The organism is Bacteroides sp. HF-4919 (genome assembly GCF_018860125.1).
In genome coordinates this window covers 37,276-54,627 of the sequence record NZ_JAHKNF010000003.1, presented here as the reverse complement: position 1 = coordinate 54,627, position 17,352 = coordinate 37,276, and the positions used below count along the sequence as shown (strand labels likewise).

Sequence of the window (17,352 nt, the reverse complement as noted above, 5' to 3'; positions counted from 1 at the left end):
AACTCCCGGTATAAATTAGTTCAACGAAATATCGTGCATAAACACGACTTCACTATTATCTCCTTCCACTGCAGGTATTTGTAGCAAGACCAATGCTTTCAACTCCTCCAGTTCGGCTCTGTATACACAGAAATAAACATTCTCTGCCGGTAGTTTAAGAAATATCTTCCGGTTAGCAGTCATCTTTCCGTTCGATCTCTCACAATAGGGACCGTTAATGGATACAATGTAATTCCGCAAGCATTCGAAGCCTGCTTCGGAAAGACGAAAAAACAGATTGCCGAATTCAAGATGATATACTCTGCAATGGGCACAATAAGTGATCATTCCATTACGAGTCTTACTGATAAGTTCCATCATAACTTTTAAGTTTTGGTGACGGTACAAAGGTACAGGAATCAATACGAGAGAGCAATACCTATTAATATCTATTATCAAACAATGAATAATCACATTTAGGGAGCAAAGCTCGTATTGCACTACCGCATAATAAGACAATACTCCTAAAGAATCAGCAGTCCAAAACCACTTCGATACCAACAAATCTCAAGCCGTTCAACATCCCGTCAATCTCTGCCGTAACCTCTTCTCACAGAATGGTATCTGAAATACTCCCCTTATTCAAGGCACTTTGACGGTATGGATCAAGTACCTCCTCGACGGTATATTCCCTCTTGAAAGAGATTTCTGCAAATACGACAGTTCCATGAAATCGTCCTGATAGAGCTTACTTATTATGAATATAGATAAAAAGGAATTATTACATTAATCATTTATAGGTATCCGCCAAGTTCTTTTTCATCTTATTTAGGTATTGTAAATCCTTTTTATTGGGCATAGCTTTGCAACCGAATTCAAAAGTAATTCAACGCCATATATTAAAGTATACACATTTATCTAAATACTAATTATTAAATAAGAAAACAAATGAGAATTAAGAATTTACTGACTATGATGTTTGTGTTGTGCGCCTGCGCAGCTTGCAATGACGACAAGAATGAAGAAACACCCCTCAACCAAGTGTTGGCCGGAAAATACGAAGGTTACTCAATAGGTAATTGTGCAATGTTTACTGACTACGTAATGGGAGAAAAGTCAGTAGTAACAATTGCGCCTAATGAGGATGGTACTATTAATGTAAACTATGATTCCGGATCGGGTGAGTTTAAATTGAATAATATCAAAGTTACTTCCAAAACATTCGAGGGATCAGGCCAGGTAGAACTTTCTATGAACGATAAGCCTGCTGGCACAAAGGATTTTACACTCACGGGAAGTGTAGATGATCAGAAAAAGCTAACCCTCAAAGTTAATGTACCAAGTGTGATGGGAGGGCTTGCCATTGAGTTTATCCAGGGAACACTACCTTTGTCATATCATGTTTCGGGCACTTACAGCAAAGAAGCCAATTTATCAGTCAGCGTCGGATCGACTACGTATCCGGATATTACAGACTGTAAAGTCAGCATGAAACGTTCATCTGACAATACTGTAGAGGTCACTCTTAAGGGACTCTCCAATTTGAATAAATCTGAAACAGGCAAAGGTATGAATTTAGGAGACTTCACTGTAACAGATGTTAAAGTTACCAGTGCAGACAATAGCACTTTCAAAATAGAGGGAAGCATTAGCGCTACTGATACCAACAACACCAAAATTACCGGAACTATTTCGGGTACGGTGACCAATAGTGAAGCTAACATTACTTTCACCTTCAAACCAGGTGCCATGCCAATTGATATTACTGCACAATTTAAAGGGAAGAAATAAAAAGATGAAAAAGGCGACTTTGTTTTGTTTAGCCATTACTCTGCTGGGAACGATACTCATATCGTTCTCAGCTTGTAATGGGATATTGAGTAACATCTATGACGAACCGGAAACTGCAAAGGATTTCGGTTTCATTGCAATAGACCGTGCCAATCACAGCGGTACAGTCCGGGTGGACGCAACCCAATATACAAAGTGGAACTATATCAACCTGCACAGCCTGCAGATTGACTCGGCCAAGGTTACCATAGAAGGTGCGGATGATCCGGTCGCATGGGATCTTGCCATTCATCGATATGATGTAAAGACCAATGGCGGTGAAGTGCTTGAAACCGAATACCAAAGCCTGAATGCACTGAAAAACGCAGGCAGCATGCCTCAAGGTGCCTTTGTCGCCGACGAATGGACAACGAACAAAATAGCTGTCGATGTTTCACACATGATGGAAGATGACGGATACCTGATCTACGCCCCGTCGGACTACAATCCGGAGCTCTCAAAATGGCTCGATGTAGACACCCGAGAGATGCCTCCCATTTACACTCCGTCCAATAAGGTATATCTGCTCAGGATGGAGGACGGCACCATGGCTGCCATTCGTCTGACGAGTTATATGAACGCCAAAGGAGCCAAAGGGTACACGACTTTTGATTACCTGTATCCATACGAACCGTAATCCCCCTCTGATAAAGATAAAAACAAATAAAATAAATATGCAAAGACTACTTAAACAGGCATGTTGCCTCTTCGCAAGCCTCTTGCTGACAAGTGTAGCTGCCGCACAACATAAAATATCCGGTAAAGTGATCGATACCGACAAAGAAGCACTGGTCGGCGCTACCATCACTTTGAAAGAAAAGCCATCCGTCGGTACCACCACCGACACGGAAGGGCACTACACCCTGACACTTCCGGACCAGAAGGAGTACACCATTCAGGTCTCATTCGTCGGCTATGTAACGACCTCAAAGAAAACAACGGCTGCTCGGCAAGGCCGTCTCAATTTCGTCCTGAAAGAAGACCTGATGGATCTGGGTACAATAGTCGTCACCGGAACACGTACCCCGAAGCTGCTGAAAGATGCTCCCATCATCACCCGGGTAATCACAGCGGGCGATCTGAAAAAGGTGGATGCCACGAATATCGGACAATTGCTTCAGGTAGAACTACCAGGCATCGAATTCTCTTACTCGATGGACCAACAGGTGCAACTCAACATGCAAGGATTCGGCGGTAACGCCGTCCTCTTCCTGGTAGACGGCGAACGCCTGGCGGGAGAGACACTGAACAATGTAGATTATAACCGCCTCAACCTGGACAACGTGGAGCGGGTGGAGATCGTGAAAGGGGCAGCTTCTACACTGTATGGCTCGAATGCCATCGGCGGCGTAATCAATATTATCACCAAGGCTTCGGATGATCCGTGGAACCTGAACCTCAATACCCGTTTTGGAGTACACAACGACCAGCGACATGGCGGTACGGTGGGGTTCAATGCCGGTAAGTTCTACAGCCAAACCAACGTGCAATATACCAACATAGACTCCTACGACGTGAAACAGGGAGACTATACAACCATCAATGGCAACAAGACCTGGAATGTGAAGGAACGACTGATGTTCACCCCGAACGAACAGCTACGGCTGACGGCACGTGCCGGTTATTATTTCCGTGAACGGGATGCATCACCGGAGACCAAGAACCGCTATCGCGGATTCAGCGGCGGACTGAAAGGGAACTATGACTTAAATACCCAAAGCAACCTGGAAGTTGCCTATACATTCGACCAGTACGACAAGAGTGACTATCTGGTATCGTACAAGAATGACATCCGCGACTACAGCAACGTGCAACACAGCGTACGCGCCCTTTACAACTACACGTTCGACGATAAAAACACGTTGACCGTCGGAGCGGATTACTTGAGAGATTACCTGATGTCGTACCAATTTAAAGATAACGGTGATTACACGATGCACTCTGCCGACGCTTTCGGACAATTCGACTGGAACCCAACGGAACACTTCAACGTGATTGCCGGATTGCGGTTCGATTACTTCTCCGAATCGAACGTGCGCCACTTCTCACCCCATCTGGGATTGATGTACAAGATAGGAAACTGCTCCCTGAGAGGATCATATGCGCAAGGATTCCGTTCGCCCACCCTGAAGGAGATGCACATGGACTTCTACATGGCAAGCACCATGATGATTTACGGTAACCCGGATCTCGCCCCGGAAACCAGCCATAACTTCTCGCTCTCGGGAGAATACACCAAAAACCGTTACAACTTCACGCTGACGGGTTATTATAACCTGGTGCACGACCGCATTGATTATAGCTCTTTCAGAGATACCGACGGAACAATTGCTCAAATATATACCAATACTCCACGGGTGGACATCGCCGGAATCGATGCCAATGTTTCTGCCAAATATCCCTGCGGCATAGGCGCACGCATCTCGTACACGTACATCCATGAGTTTATGCGCGAGGGACAGGCGAAGACCACTTCTACCCGCCCCCACTCGGCTACGGTACGGCTGGAATACGGCAAGACGTGGGATCATTATGACTTCAATCTGTCACTGGACGGACGGGCTTTGTCACAGGTGAAAACCAACCAATACACCTCCAATGATCCGAATGCAGGGACGGAAAAAGTAACTTATCCGGGATATACCATGTGGAACCTGATCCTCACACAAAGAGTATGGAAGGGAATCAATGTGAATATGGCTGTCAACAACCTGTTCAACTATCGCCCCGATTATTATTACGCCAATTCGCCCTATACAACGGGAACCAACTTTTCCGTAGGGTTATCACTGGACATCGATCAGATGTTCAGAAAATAGCGGAAGAGGCTAAGTCAGCCGGTATTTCCGATCGTACGATCGGCATTTAGTAAGAACGAAATAAACCAAAGAACAAGAAGCAATATGAAAAAGAAACAAATCATCACAGCCTGTTGCGTGGCCGCTGCAATACTCGTCGGAGTATTTGTCTGGCGGACCTGTTTCAGTGCCACGAAGATTGCCTTTGTCAATTTCCAGACCATCAATCTGGGAAATATTTCAAAGGCGAACGACAACTCGTTTGTCAAACTAAGAGAAGTCTCTACGGATCACCTGGACGAACTGACGAACTACGATATGGTGTTCGTCAACGGTATGGGATTGCGCATCGTCGAAGAGCAGCGCCAACTGATACAACGGGCAGCCGACAAAGGCGTACCGGTGTACACCTCCATGGCAACCAACCCCGCAAACAATATCTGCAACCTCGATTCGGTACAGATGAAACAGATACGCCAATATCTTACCCATGCCGGAAAGGTAAACTACCGGAATCTGCTTTCGTATGTTCGCAAAGAGATTGACGGCAAGCTGATCTCGGCACCTGCACCGGAAGCACCGGTAGAGAAACCGACCGATCTTCTCTACCACGCCGGAGTGAAAAATCCGGATGACGAAATGGAATTCCTAAACGTGTCCGATTATGAAAAGTTTCTCCGCGAAAACGGACTCTATAAAGAGGGGGCACGCAAGATTGTGATCACCGGACAGATGGCGGATGCCACGGAACTGATTAAAGCACTCGAAGAGGCGGGACACAACGTGTATCCGGTTTCTTCTTTCACCCGGTTCATGGAGTTCGTCCGTGAAATCGGACCGGATGCCGTTATCAACATGGCACACGGACGCATGGGCGACGCCATGGTGGAATATCTGAAAGAGCACAACATTCCTCTCTTCGCCCCGCTCACCATCAACAGTCTGGTGGAAGACTGGGAAAACGACCCGATGGGTATGTCCGGCGGGTTTCTTTCGCAAAGCGTAGTGACACCGGAAATTGACGGTGCCATCCGCCCGTTCGCCCTCTTTGCCCAATACAAAGATGACGAAGGATTGCAACATTCATTTGCTGTTCCCGAACGGTTGGAAACGTTCGTAAGCACAGTGAACAACTACCTCTCCCTGAAAACAAAACCCAACAGCGAGAAGCACATAGTCATCGTCTACTATAAAGGTCCCGGACAGAATGCGCTGACAGCAAGCGGAATGGAAGTAGGCCCCTCGCTCTACAACCTGCTGTTGAGGATGAAGAAAGAAGGTTACCGGGTGGAAAACCTCCCTGCCAATGCCAAGGACCTGGAGAAAATGATCCAGGCACAGGGAGCCGTATTCGGCATGTATGCAGAGGGAGCTTTTGATGAATTTATGAAAACAGGGAATCCCGAACTGGTGACCAAAGAACAATACGAGAGCTGGGTAAAAGCATCGCTCCGTCCCGAAAAATACGCTGAAGTGGTAGCTGCCAACGGTGAGTTCCCCGGCCAATACATGACTACGTCCGACGGACGCTTAGGCATCGCACGGTTGCAGTTCGGCAACGTAGTACTGATGCCGCAGGTGGCAGCCGGCAGCGGAGACAATGCCTTCCAGGTGGTGCATGGCACCAATGCCGCACCTCCCCACACTTACATCGCTTCGTACCTCTGGATGCAGCATGGGTTCAAGGCAGATGCGATGATTCACTTCGGTACACACGGAAGCCTTGAGTTCACTCCACGGAAACAGGTAGCGCTGTGTAGCAACGACTGGCCCGACCGCCTTGTAGGAGCTCTTCCGCACCTTTATATATATTCTATCGGCAACGTGGGAGAAGGCATGATAGCCAAACGCCGTTCGTATGCTACCTTGCAATCTTACCTCACGCCTCCTTTCCTCGAAAGCAGTGTACGGGGCATCTACCGTGACCTGATGGAGAAAATCAAGATTTACAATAATGCCACCGGATCGAAAGAGAAGCAGTCGCTTGCCGTCAAAGCACTCACCGTGAAACTGGGCATTCACCGTGAACTGGGACTGGACAGCTTGCCGAACCGCCCATACAGCGAGGACGAAGTGGCACGTGTGGAGAACTTCGCCGAAGAACTGGCCACAGAAAAAATCACCGGACAGCTTTATACCATGGGGATTCCCTATGAACCGGAGCGTATCACCTCTTCCGTACTTGCCATGGCAACCGAGCCGATAGCTTACAGCCTCCTGTCACTCGACAAACAACGTGGCAAAGCGACAGCCGATGTAGAGAAGCACCGCTCCCTCTTTACGCAGCGTTACCTGAATCCGGCCCGTGCTTTGGTAGAAAAACTGATAAGCAACCCTGCACTGGCAACAGACGAACTGATCTGCCGTACAGCCGGTGTCAGCCCCGAAGAACTGGTGAAAGCACACGAAATAGAAGCTTCACGCAATGCTCCGAAAGGAATGATGGCGATGATGATGGCTGCCGCTACCAAAAACAAGGCAGAGGACAAGACCGGAAAGGCAACCCACAAGATGCCGGAAGCCATGAAGGAGAAAATGAAAGAGATGGGTGCTCACATGGATTCGTCCAAGGCCATGGAAATGGCAAAGAAAATGGGTGCCAGTCCGGAAGCCCTGAAGAAGATGGAAGCAAAGATGAATCCTCAAAAAGTGGGAAAGAAACCTGCCCCAAAAGAATACAGCAAAGAGGAAATCAACTTCTCCCTTGCCCTGACGGAGGTGGAACGCACCATCCGAAACGTGGGTAACTATAAGACAGAGTTGGCCGACAGCCCCGAGAAAGAGCTCGCCAGCCTGGTCAATGCCCTGAATGGCGGATACACTGCGCCTTCACCCGGTGGTGATCCGATTGCGAACCCCAACACTCTGCCTACAGGACGCAATATGTACGCCATCAACGCAGAAGCCACTCCTTCGGAGTCGGCTTGGGAAAAGGGAGTGGCACTGGCCAAACAGACCATCGAAACTTACCAACGCCGTCATAACGACAGCATTCCCCGTAAAGTCAGCTACACACTCTGGTCTGCCGAATTCATTGAAACGGGAGGAGCTACCATCGCACAGGTATTGTATATGCTCGGTGTAGAGCCGGTTCGTGACGCCTTCGGGCGTGTCAGTGACTTGAAACTGATTCCATCGGCCGAATTGGGACGTCCCCGTATCGACGTAGTGGTACAGACATCGGGACAGCTCCGTGATATTGCAGCATCCCGCCTTTTCCTGATCAACCGTGCGGTAGAGATGGCCGCAGCTGCCAAAGACGACAAATATGAAAACCAGGTAGCGGCAAGCGTGGTAGAAGCCGAACGGGCACTGACCGAGAAAGGGGTAAGCCCGAAGGATGCCCGTGAGATGGCTGCTTTCCGTGTGTTCGGCGGTGCCAACGGAATGTACGGCACAGGTATCCAGGAGATGGTCGAATCCGGTGACCGCTGGGAAAATGAATCAGAGATAGCCGCCACTTACCTTAATAATATGGGTGCTTACTACGGTAGCGAAAAGAACTGGGAGGCCTTCCGGAAATATGCTTTTGAAGCCGCACTGACCCGTACGGATGTAGTGGTTCAGCCTCGTCAGAGCAATACATGGGGGGCACTGAGTCTCGACCACGTATACGAGTTTATGGGAGGCATGAACCTTGCCGTACGCAACGTGACCGGCAAGGACCCCGACGCTTACCTGAGCGATTATCGCAACCGTAACCACATGCGCATGCAAGAAGTCAAAGAGGCTGTCGGTGTAGAAAGCCGCACCACCATCCTCAACCCCGCTTACATTAAAGAGAAGATGAAAGGCGGTTCTTCCTCTGCCGCCGAGTTTGCCGAAACTGTAACCAATACATATGGCTGGAACGTGATGAAACCTGCCGCCATCGACAAAGAACTTTGGGACAACATTTACAATGTATACGTAAAAGACGAATACAATCTGAACGTGAAAGAGTTCTTCGAAACACAAAGTCCCGCCGCCCTTGAAGAGATGACTGCCGTCATGCTCGAAAGTGCCCGCAAAGGTCTGTGGAAAGCAAGCGCCGAGCAGGTTGCCGAACTGGCAAAACTCCATACCGAAACGGTAAACAAGTATCGTCCGTCGTGCTCGGGTTTTGTATGCGACAATGCCAAACTGCGCGAATACATCGCTTCCAAGTCGGATGCTCCGGCTGCCGCACAGTACAAGGAAAACATCACCAGGATACGTGAAGCAAAAGCTTCGGGCGATGCCAAAGGAATGGTGATGAAGAAAGAAGAGATAAACCGGACACCGGAAGAACAAAAGACAACCCTGAGCAACATTGCCGTGGGTGCAGCCGTAGTAGTGGTGATACTGGCACTCGTACTCTTTGTCCGCAAACGTCGTAAAACATCAGAATAATCAGGAGTATGGATACAGTCGTACTTGTATTAATGCTGTTAATAGCATTCAACTTTCTGCTGAAACAGACCTTCTGGAAAGCAGTGGCGGTAGGCATCATCGCTGCCGTTGCCGCCCTGTTTGCGGGACTGATGTGGCCGTATGCCATCGAGCAGTCGAAAACACAGATTGCCGACTGGCTGGGCAACACCGCCCTGATGCTGGACACTTCCGTTTTACTGACTATCGAGGTCAGCCTCCAGATGGCCTATGCCATGCTGGCGGTACACGTTGCCAGCGCCTATCCGGTAAAGCCCCGCACGCTGCTCACCTACCGATTCCTGAGATGGTTTCCGGGACTGCTTATCTTCCCGGTATTATTCAGCGGGCTGGTCTATCTTATCTTTGCTTTCCCGGGGACACCATTCACCACCGTGGCGTGGGGGTATGCCGCTTGTGTGTTAATAGCCATCCCCGTGGGACGCCGGATGCTGCTCTATCTCCTTCCGGAGAAAGAACTGCGGTTGGAACTCTTTTTCCTCACTAACGCATTGGTAGCCATCCTGGGGATTGTCGCTACCGTGAACGGACGGACTTCCGTAGCCGGAGTCAGTGAAGTAAATTGGGGAGCACTGGCCGGTGTCGGAGGAATAACCGTCATCGGCAGCGCCATCGGACTCGGATGGTGGAGACTGAAGAAAAAAAGTAATCAATCATAAAAACAACAGGTAAATCAACTTTTTAAAACTGATCGACAATGAATATCATATCAGACATTTTATATTGGATTTCTACAGGACTGCTCGTTCCTGTCATCGTATTGCTTATCGTATTATTCGGCCGTGCTCTTCTGCTGGTCGGCAGTTTCTACGGACAGTATCTCTCGATACGCAAGACGGAGACACTGCTCCGCAACGAACTGAACGCTCTCACCCCTGCCACTGTTACTGAACTGGCAGCCAAATTGCCGGAGAAGTCATCGTCGCTCGTCATATCCTATATCCACCAGGTGCTCGAAGCACACGATAGTCCGGCACAGGTACAACGCCTGCTCGCCAACTTCGAGATTGCAGCCGACAAAGATCTCGCCATTTCTAAAACACTGACCAAGCTCGGCCCTATCCTCGGACTGATGGGCACACTTATTCCGATGGGTCCCGCCCTTGCCGGACTGGCAAGCGGTGACATCGCTTCGATGGCCTATAACATGCAGATCGCTTTTGCCACTACCGTTGTCGGACTGGTAGCTGGAGCCGTAGGGTTCCTCACTCAACAGGTGAAACAGCGCTGGTATCTTCAGGATATGACCAATCTGGAGTTTCTTTCCGAATTGTTGAACGAAAAACGTGCGGCCCGATGAAACGAAACCTGCTCAGAAAAGAAGAAGATGCCGACCCGATCAGCGTCGTATCGAACCTGTTCGATGTAGCCATGGTATTTGCCGTAGCCTTGATGGTAGCTCTTGTCAGCCGCTACAACATGACCGAAGTGTTCTCTCAGGAAGACTACACCATGGTGAAAAACCCCGGAAAAGAGAATATGGAAATCATCACCAAAGAAGGACAGAAGATCAACCGTTATACTCCTTCGGAAGACCAGCAGAAAAGCGGCAAGAAGGGAAAGAAGGTAGGTATTGCCTATGAATTGGATAACGGGGAAATCATCTACGTCCCGGAAGAATAAGTACTCTCGACAGGACTGTCCCCCGAAAGTTGGCAAACAGCGTATAAAAGGGCATGTCAAGAGTCTGTTTCACCACAGATCAGCAAATCACCCAGAGATGCAGTTTACAGATAATCCAAGCAATAATCTTCTCTGTGTAGCCTGCTATTCTGTGGTGCACTGCTGATATACCCATCCGGCACTCTGCAGACGGGAATTTCAGTATCCGGTTGTCGGCCGGCAAACAAAAGACCTGAACCTTTTTGCCCTCAAACATTTAAGTCTTTTCAGTGAAACACTTAAGCATTCTCAGCGAAACGTTTAAGTCTTTTCAGAAAACGTTTAAGTCTTTTTCGGAAACTCTTAAATCTTTTTCTCCCCCCACGAATCAAAAGCCCAATGCTGTCTCACGGCTCTGAATAACAACCGGAAACAAACTTTCCGGGAATTCCGCCTTTATGCAAATATCATTTCCTTTCAATTGAAACAGATCAACAACTCTCCAAAAAGAAACCGGCTTCTCCTTTTGCCTGCAATTTTTTTGATTACCTTTGTCCCCCGAAAAGACGCAATTCACCCGTTAAAAAGGGTATCCCCCATCTAAGACCTAAACCGGAATCGAAGCACTATACAGACACATCAACCGCATTCCCTTCACCGGAAATGTAGAAAAGCAACATGTATGTATCACTGATTTAAGAAAGAGTAAAAAGATCAAAACCTTATGGACATCCACCAAGAATTAAAAGAACTATCTAAATTCCTGTCTGAATATTCCACCAGCCTGATGGCCGTAGGTGTACAGACATCACGCATCGTACGAAACACATCGCGAATTGCCGAGTCTTTCGGCTTTTTCTGTGACATGACCATCTTTCAGAAAACCATCATCATGACGTTACGCGACGCCGATAACTCACACTCGTACAGCACAGTAAACAAAATCAAACCCATGGGGCCGAATTTCGCCATCAACTCCGCCCTCAGCACCCTGAGCTGGGAAGCGTATGACGAGCATCTGTCTCTCACTGAACTCCAGCGACGTTATCACGAAATAGTCAGCAAGCCGCGCGAAAGCAAATGGCTCGTACTGATCCTCGTTGCTTTTGCCAATGCGTCATTCTGCCGCCTGTTCCAAGGCGACTTTATTTCTATGGGGATCGTATTCGCCGCCACCCTGGCAGGTTTCTTCGTCCGTACCGAACTAATGGGACGTCACTGGAATCATCTGGCAGTATTCATCATCTCTTCGTTCATCGCCTCGATGATCGGCAGCACAGGCTACCTGATGCACTGGGGAACCACTCCGGATATGGCTTTGGGTACCAGCGTCCTCTACCTGATCCCGGGTGTACCACTGATCAACTCCATCATGGACATCATCGACGGACATGTACTGGCGGGAACATCGAGATTTATTAATGCCTGTCTGCTTATCATTTGTATAGCAATCGGCCTTTCAATGACCCTTTTAATCACCGGAATCAGCACTTTATGATGAATATAGAATTTATAACCGCCATTATACTCGACGGCGCATTCGCCGCCATTGCCGCCATCGGATTTGCCATCATCTCCAATCCACCCCGAAAAGCCATATTGATCTCTGCTTTTCTGGCGGCCGTTGGGCACGGGTTACGCTACTTCCTGATGCATACGCATCTGTTCACGATGGACATCGCCACAGCCTCTTTCTTTGCTGCCGTCTCCATCGGTTTGTTAGCCATCCCCTTTGCCAAGGCAATCCATTGTCCGGCGGAGGTATTCTCGTTCCCGTCTCTCCTGCCGATGATTCCGGGAATGTTCGCTTATAAAAGTATCCTGGCACTGACAAAGTTTATGCAGACCAAGGATGAAACTGCCTCCTTGCAATATCTGGTAGATTTCTTCCACAATGGCAGTACCACTATCTTTGTGTTGTTTGCACTGGTTGTAGGAGCTGCCGTACCGGTATTTATCTTCCACCGCCAGTCATTCACAGCTACACGTTTACTGAAGAAGCTGGTGAAAAAGGGCTGACAGAAAGGCTCACCACAGATTACACGGATTCCCACAGATTAATGATTTATCTTATAGATAAGAACAATCAAAAATCTGTGGGAATCCGTGTAATCTGTGGTGAAAAAAACACCGGAAAACTTCACCTATTTCCTTGCTTCGGCAATGTAAGCCAAGGCTTCGGCACATTTCCCGGTGACATATCCCCAGTCTCCGGCCGTTACTTTATCTTTCGGGAACAATTTGGACCCCATGCCTACGCAGAACGCACCTGCCTTGAACCAAGACGTCAGATTCTCCCTCGTAGGTTCCACCCCACCGGTCACCATCAACTTGGACCATGGCATCGGAGCCATCAGGCCTTTTACAAAATTCGGACCATATACATCTCCCGGAAATATCTTACAAAGATCACAGCCGGCCTCCTGCGCAAAGCCCACTTCCGAAACCGAACCGCATCCCGGTGTATATGCAATCAGCCGGCGATTGCATATCTTAGCAATCTCCGGATTGAATAGCGGCCCTACCACGAAGTCAGCCCCCAACTGTATATATAAAGCCGCAGTAGCCGGATCGACTACAGAACCGACACCCATAGCCATTTCCGGACACTCACGGGCTGCAAACTTCACGATTCCGGCAAATACTTCCTGGGCAAAATCCCCCCGGTTTGTAAATTCAAAAGCACGGACGCCACCTTCATAACAGGCCTTTAGCACTTTCTTCGCCACTTCCACATCTTCGTGATAGAATACAGGAATCATGCCCGTTGTCCCCATCTTAGTCAGGACAGCCATTTTATCAAATTTAGCCATATCTATTTATTTACAATTGAATTTATCTTTGTACACGCCCACTCGCATCGCCTCCGGCCAGCGCCTCGACTTCTGCCACAGAAACCAGATTGAAGTCTCCGCTGACGGTATGCTTCAATGCCGATGCCGCCACGGCAAATTCAAGCGCTTCACCCTGTGTAGGCTTCGTAAGCAGACCATGGATAATGCCTCCGGAGAACGAATCCCCACCACCTACCCGGTCGACAATCGGATCGATGTCATAGTGCTTGGAAACGTAGAATTCCTTACCATTATAAATCATGGCCTTCCAGCCATTGTGTGATGCGGAGAAAGATTCACGCAGTGTCGAGATAACATAGCTGAATTCAAACTCTTCCGACATACGCCGGAAAATCTCCTTATACCCCTCGGCATCCGTATGTCCGCTTTCCACATCCGCGTCGGGCTTGAATCCCAGACAAAGCTCCGCATCTTCTTCATTACCGATGCAGACATCTACATACTTCATCAAAGGTTTCATCACGGATTGTGCCTTCTCCTTTGTCCACAGCTTCTTACGGAAATTCAGATCGACCGACACGGTCACCCCGTGACGCTTGGCAGCCTCACATGCCAAACGGGTCAATTCGGCTGCTTTGTCCGAAATGGCGGGAGTAATACCCGACCAATGAAACCAGTCGGCTCCCTCCATAATCCTGTCAAAATCGAAATCCGCCGCATCGGCTTCGGCAATGGCGGAATGCGCACGATCGTAAATCACCTTACTGGGACGCATGGCAACACCGGTTTCCAAATAATAGATGCCGACACGGTCGCCTCCCCTGGCAATATAATCTGTCATCACCCCATATTTGCGGAGTGCATTTACAGCCGACTGCCCTATTTCATGTTCAGGCAGCTTGGTTACAAAATAAGCATCATGGCCATAATTAGCGCAGCTCACAGCTACGTTAGCCTCACCCCCACCGTACACCACATCGAAAGAGTCCGATTGAACAAAACGAGTATTTCCCGGAGGAGATAACCTGAGCATGATTTCGCCTAACGTAACGACTTTCTTTCTCATAATTCTATATTTAGTTAGTTTTGAGTTTAATTTGTTTCTATTCTAAAACGATCGATCTTAATTGTTCAGTTACAATTTATTATTCGCCCCCCAATCTTCTCAATAACATACTGGATATATGAACAATAGCAATGTATAAAATAGACACCGGCAAAGTCCGTGTGCGGACACAAAGATACACAGATTTTCATGATTACAAAAATTATTATATATTTGTGTCCATAGAAATAAAACTATTATTGTGTCCGGGCACAAAACCCCGCATAAATAAAGAAGACGCATGAATAAATTGCCAGAAAGAATCAGAATCAAGGATATTGCCCGTTTGGCAAACGTATCTGTAGGAACTGTCGACCGCGTGCTCCACGGCCGTAGCGGAGTATCGGAAGCAAGCCGGAAACGGGTGGAAGAAATCCTGAAGCAACTGGACTACCAGCCCAATATGTATGCCAGTGCACTGGCCTCCAACAAGAAATACACTTTTGCCTGCCTGTTACCCAAGCATCTGGAAGGTGAATACTGGACAGACGTGCAGAAAGGTATCCGTGAAGCGGTTAGCACATATTCCGATTTCAATATCTCAGTGGACATCACTCACTACGATCCTTATGATTACAATTCGTTTGCAGCAACCAGCCGGGCTGTCATTGAAGAACGCCCGGACGGAGTGATGTTTGCTCCTACCATACCGCAATACACAAAAGAATTCACCGATGCACTGAACGGGTTGGGTATACCTTATATATATATCGATTCACAAATAAAAGATGTCCCTCCCCTCGCCTTCTTCGGTCAGAACTCCCACCAAAGCGGATACTTTGCGGCACGTATGCTGATGCTGCTTGCCGGAAACGACCGGGAGATCGTGATTTTCCGTAAGATACACGAAGGGGTGATCGGATCGAACCAGCAGGAAAACCGTGAAATCGGTTTCCGCCAATATATGCGGGAGCATCATCCCGACTGCAATATCCTTGAACTCGACCTGCACGCCGACCCGAACATTGAAGACAACCGTATGCTGGACGACTTCTTCAGCGAACATCCGAAAGTAAAGAACGGGATCACGTTCAATTCGAAAGTATACATCATCGGTGAATACTTGAAAATGCGTCGGAAAAACAATATCAACCTGATCGGTTACGACCTGCTCGAACGGAACGTGGCTTGCCTGAAGGAGGGCACCGTCTCTTTCCTGATTGCCCAGCAACCGGAATTGCAAGGATTCAACAGTATCAGGACTCTATGTGACCACCTGATATTCAAAAAGGAAGTGACATGCACCAACTACATGCCAATTGACCTTCTGACCAAAGAAAATATCGACTATTATAACTTTTCCCTCTTCAGATAAACCATATCCCGGAGCAAAATTCCATCTTCACAGATGGGATGATCATAATGGTCGGTAAAGAAATTCTCAACGCGGTGGGAAGGGACAAATCCGCAAGACTGATAGAACGAAAGTGAGTGTGGAGTATCGCCCGTCCCCACAAACATAACCGAGCATCTGTCCGAATAGTGACGGAACAAGAATTCAACCAGATATCTGCCGTAGCCCTTGCGCTGGCTCTCCGGATAAGTCGCGATATTCTTCAGTTCGTAAATACCTTCCCCCTCGTTGGTCACCACACAAGCCGCTCTGAGCTCTCCCCCGTCGTACAAGGTAAACATCTCCCCACGTTCCAGATAGCGGTCCACCATATCCTCCTGTTCGTCTGCCAGCAGGAGCAAATCGAGGAAACGCTTCTTGTCAGAAAACACTTGCTCTACCTTCATTTCCTTTCTCCTTCCCTGTGTTCAAGAATCACTGTCATGTGATCCAGTGCCCAGCCTACCAACGCCTCTACATGCGGAATCAGACTGCGTCCCGTCTCTGTCAGGCAATACTCCACTCGTGGGGGCACCTCCGCATACACCTTTCGTTGTACCAATCCGTCGGTTTCCAGTGTTCGAAGCGTGACAGTCAGCATCCGTTGCGAAATGTCATCAATCGTTTTATGAATGTCACTGAAGCGCATCGTTCCGTTCGCGTTCAGCGTTACCAATACCAGCATCGACCACTTGTCGCCCAGCCGGCACAGTACGTCCCTGATAGGACATGTCCCTGTAGGATGAAAATTTTTCATTTTTTAATCTTTTCTATTCCATTGAGTTCCAGCAATAGTTATCTCTATGTAAGTTCCTTATTCTGAAGTTCGTTCTTGTTTATCCGCACAGAGAAACATACATTTGCAAGCACAAAAGTAATAAACTTACGAAAGATAACTATTGTTTCACTTAATAATTTATGTTATGGCAAAGAAAGTTGCAGTATTAGCAGTCAATCCGGTCAACGGATTCGGTTTGTTCCAGTATCTGGAAAGTTTTTTCGAGAATGGTATTCCGTACAAAGTATTCGCGGTGTCAGATACCCGGGAGATCAAGACCAATTCCGGCATCACCCTGTTTGCCGATGACGTGATAGCCAATCTCAAAGGGCATGAAGACGAATTTGACGCACTTGTATTCGCTTGTGGCGACGCAGTGCCGGTATTCAAAGACAATGCAGGAAAGGCCTACAATGTAGACCTGATGGAAGTAATCAAAGCATTTGGCGAAAAAGGCAAACTTATGATCGGCCATTGTGCCGCCGCCATGATGTTCAATTTCACCGGAATCACCGCCGGAAAGAGGCTGGCCGTCCACCCGCTTGCCAAACCCGCTATACAGACGGGACAGGCGACTGACGGGAAATCGGAAATTGACGGTAACTTCTATACCGCACAAGATGAAAACACCCTTTGGACAATGATGCCTCAGCTGATTGAGGCTCTAAAGAAGTAACGCTGAACACCTCCGTTACAGCACTTATCACGACAGTGTGCCGGAA

General features: G+C 48.1%; 16 protein-coding genes. 11 read left to right on the top strand and 5 right to left on the bottom strand.

Annotated elements, in window-relative coordinates:
- Nucleotides 1-15 precede the first annotated feature (15 nt).
- On the bottom strand, nt 16-360 hold the full coding sequence (locus KO473_RS06325) for a DUF6686 family protein (protein WP_181996037.1): 345 nt from the start codon (nt 358-360) through the stop codon (nt 16-18).
- Between the two features lie 567 nt (nt 361-927).
- Here KO473_RS06325 and KO473_RS06320 point away from each other — a divergent pair.
- The 9 genes from KO473_RS06320 (at nt 928) to KO473_RS06280 (ending at nt 12,638) form a co-directional block, all read left to right on the top strand.
- Nucleotides 928-1,770: a calycin-like domain-containing protein gene (locus KO473_RS06320; RefSeq protein WP_233484246.1), complete on the top strand. Its 843-nt coding sequence runs from the start codon at nt 928-930 to the stop codon at nt 1,768-1,770.
- 4 nt (nt 1,771-1,774) lie between these two features.
- Nucleotides 1,775-2,446, top strand: coding sequence for an HmuY family protein (locus tag KO473_RS06315; RefSeq protein ID WP_122130430.1), 672 nt, complete (start codon nt 1,775-1,777; stop codon nt 2,444-2,446).
- A 37-nt stretch (nt 2,447-2,483) separates the two neighbouring features.
- A complete protein-coding gene (locus KO473_RS06310; RefSeq protein WP_122130429.1) occupies nt 2,484-4,628 on the top strand; it encodes a TonB-dependent receptor in 2,145 nt (714 codons plus the stop codon).
- Nucleotides 4,629-4,712: 84 nt separating this feature from the next.
- Nucleotides 4,713-8,978, top strand: a complete 4,266-nt coding sequence (locus KO473_RS06305; protein ID WP_122130428.1) for a cobaltochelatase subunit CobN — start codon at nt 4,713-4,715, stop codon at nt 8,976-8,978.
- Between the two features lie 8 nt (nt 8,979-8,986).
- On the top strand, nt 8,987-9,676 hold the full coding sequence (locus KO473_RS06300) for a hypothetical protein (protein WP_005820627.1): 690 nt from the start codon (nt 8,987-8,989) through the stop codon (nt 9,674-9,676).
- 38 nt (nt 9,677-9,714) lie between these two features.
- Entirely contained in the window at nt 9,715-10,317 is a 603-nt protein-coding gene (locus KO473_RS06295; RefSeq protein WP_005820629.1) for a MotA/TolQ/ExbB proton channel family protein, read from the top strand.
- Complete coding sequence (locus tag KO473_RS06290; protein ID WP_005778408.1) at nt 10,314-10,640, top strand: DUF2149 domain-containing protein; 327 nt, start codon at nt 10,314-10,316, stop codon at nt 10,638-10,640. The genes KO473_RS06295 and KO473_RS06290 overlap by 4 nt, the downstream gene beginning before the upstream one ends.
- Nucleotides 10,641-11,343: 703 nt before the next feature.
- Nucleotides 11,344-12,117 (top strand): threonine/serine exporter family protein, encoded by a 774-nt coding sequence (locus KO473_RS06285; protein ID WP_216035092.1) that lies wholly within the window; start codon nt 11,344-11,346, stop codon nt 12,115-12,117.
- Entirely contained in the window at nt 12,114-12,638 is a 525-nt protein-coding gene (locus KO473_RS06280) for a threonine/serine exporter family protein (RefSeq protein WP_005806704.1), read from the top strand. The genes KO473_RS06285 and KO473_RS06280 overlap by 4 nt, the downstream gene beginning before the upstream one ends.
- Nucleotides 12,639-12,763: 125 nt before the next feature.
- On the opposite strand, the gene KO473_RS06275 is transcribed toward KO473_RS06280, so the two are convergent.
- On the bottom strand, nt 12,764-13,432 hold the full coding sequence (locus tag KO473_RS06275) for a bifunctional 4-hydroxy-2-oxoglutarate aldolase/2-dehydro-3-deoxy-phosphogluconate aldolase (protein ID WP_005778416.1): 669 nt from the start codon (nt 13,430-13,432) through the stop codon (nt 12,764-12,766).
- A 22-nt stretch (nt 13,433-13,454) separates the two neighbouring features.
- Nucleotides 13,455-14,480 carry a sugar kinase gene (locus KO473_RS06270; RefSeq protein ID WP_005806707.1) on the bottom strand — a complete coding sequence of 342 codons (1,026 nt, stop codon included), beginning with the start codon at nt 14,478-14,480 and terminating at the stop codon, nt 13,455-13,457.
- Nucleotides 14,481-14,760: 280 nt separating this feature from the next.
- On the opposite strand from KO473_RS06270, the gene KO473_RS06265 reads away from it, so the two are divergent.
- Nucleotides 14,761-15,834 carry a substrate-binding domain-containing protein gene (locus KO473_RS06265; protein ID WP_005820635.1) on the top strand — a complete coding sequence of 358 codons (1,074 nt, stop codon included), beginning with the start codon at nt 14,761-14,763 and terminating at the stop codon, nt 15,832-15,834.
- Here the strand turns inward: KO473_RS06265 and KO473_RS06260 are convergent.
- A complete protein-coding gene (locus tag KO473_RS06260; protein WP_005806711.1) occupies nt 15,810-16,259 on the bottom strand; it encodes an N-acetyltransferase in 450 nt (149 codons plus the stop codon). The genes KO473_RS06265 and KO473_RS06260 overlap by 25 nt on opposite strands.
- Nucleotides 16,256-16,609 carry a helix-turn-helix domain-containing protein gene (locus KO473_RS06255; protein WP_005778426.1) on the bottom strand — a complete coding sequence of 118 codons (354 nt, stop codon included), beginning with the start codon at nt 16,607-16,609 and terminating at the stop codon, nt 16,256-16,258. The genes KO473_RS06260 and KO473_RS06255 overlap by 4 nt, the downstream gene beginning before the upstream one ends.
- Before the next feature lie 166 nt (nt 16,610-16,775).
- Between KO473_RS06255 and KO473_RS06250 the strand changes: the two genes are divergently transcribed.
- Entirely contained in the window at nt 16,776-17,306 is a 531-nt protein-coding gene (locus KO473_RS06250; RefSeq protein ID WP_005778427.1) for a DJ-1/PfpI family protein, read from the top strand.
- Nucleotides 17,307-17,352 lie beyond the last annotated feature (46 nt).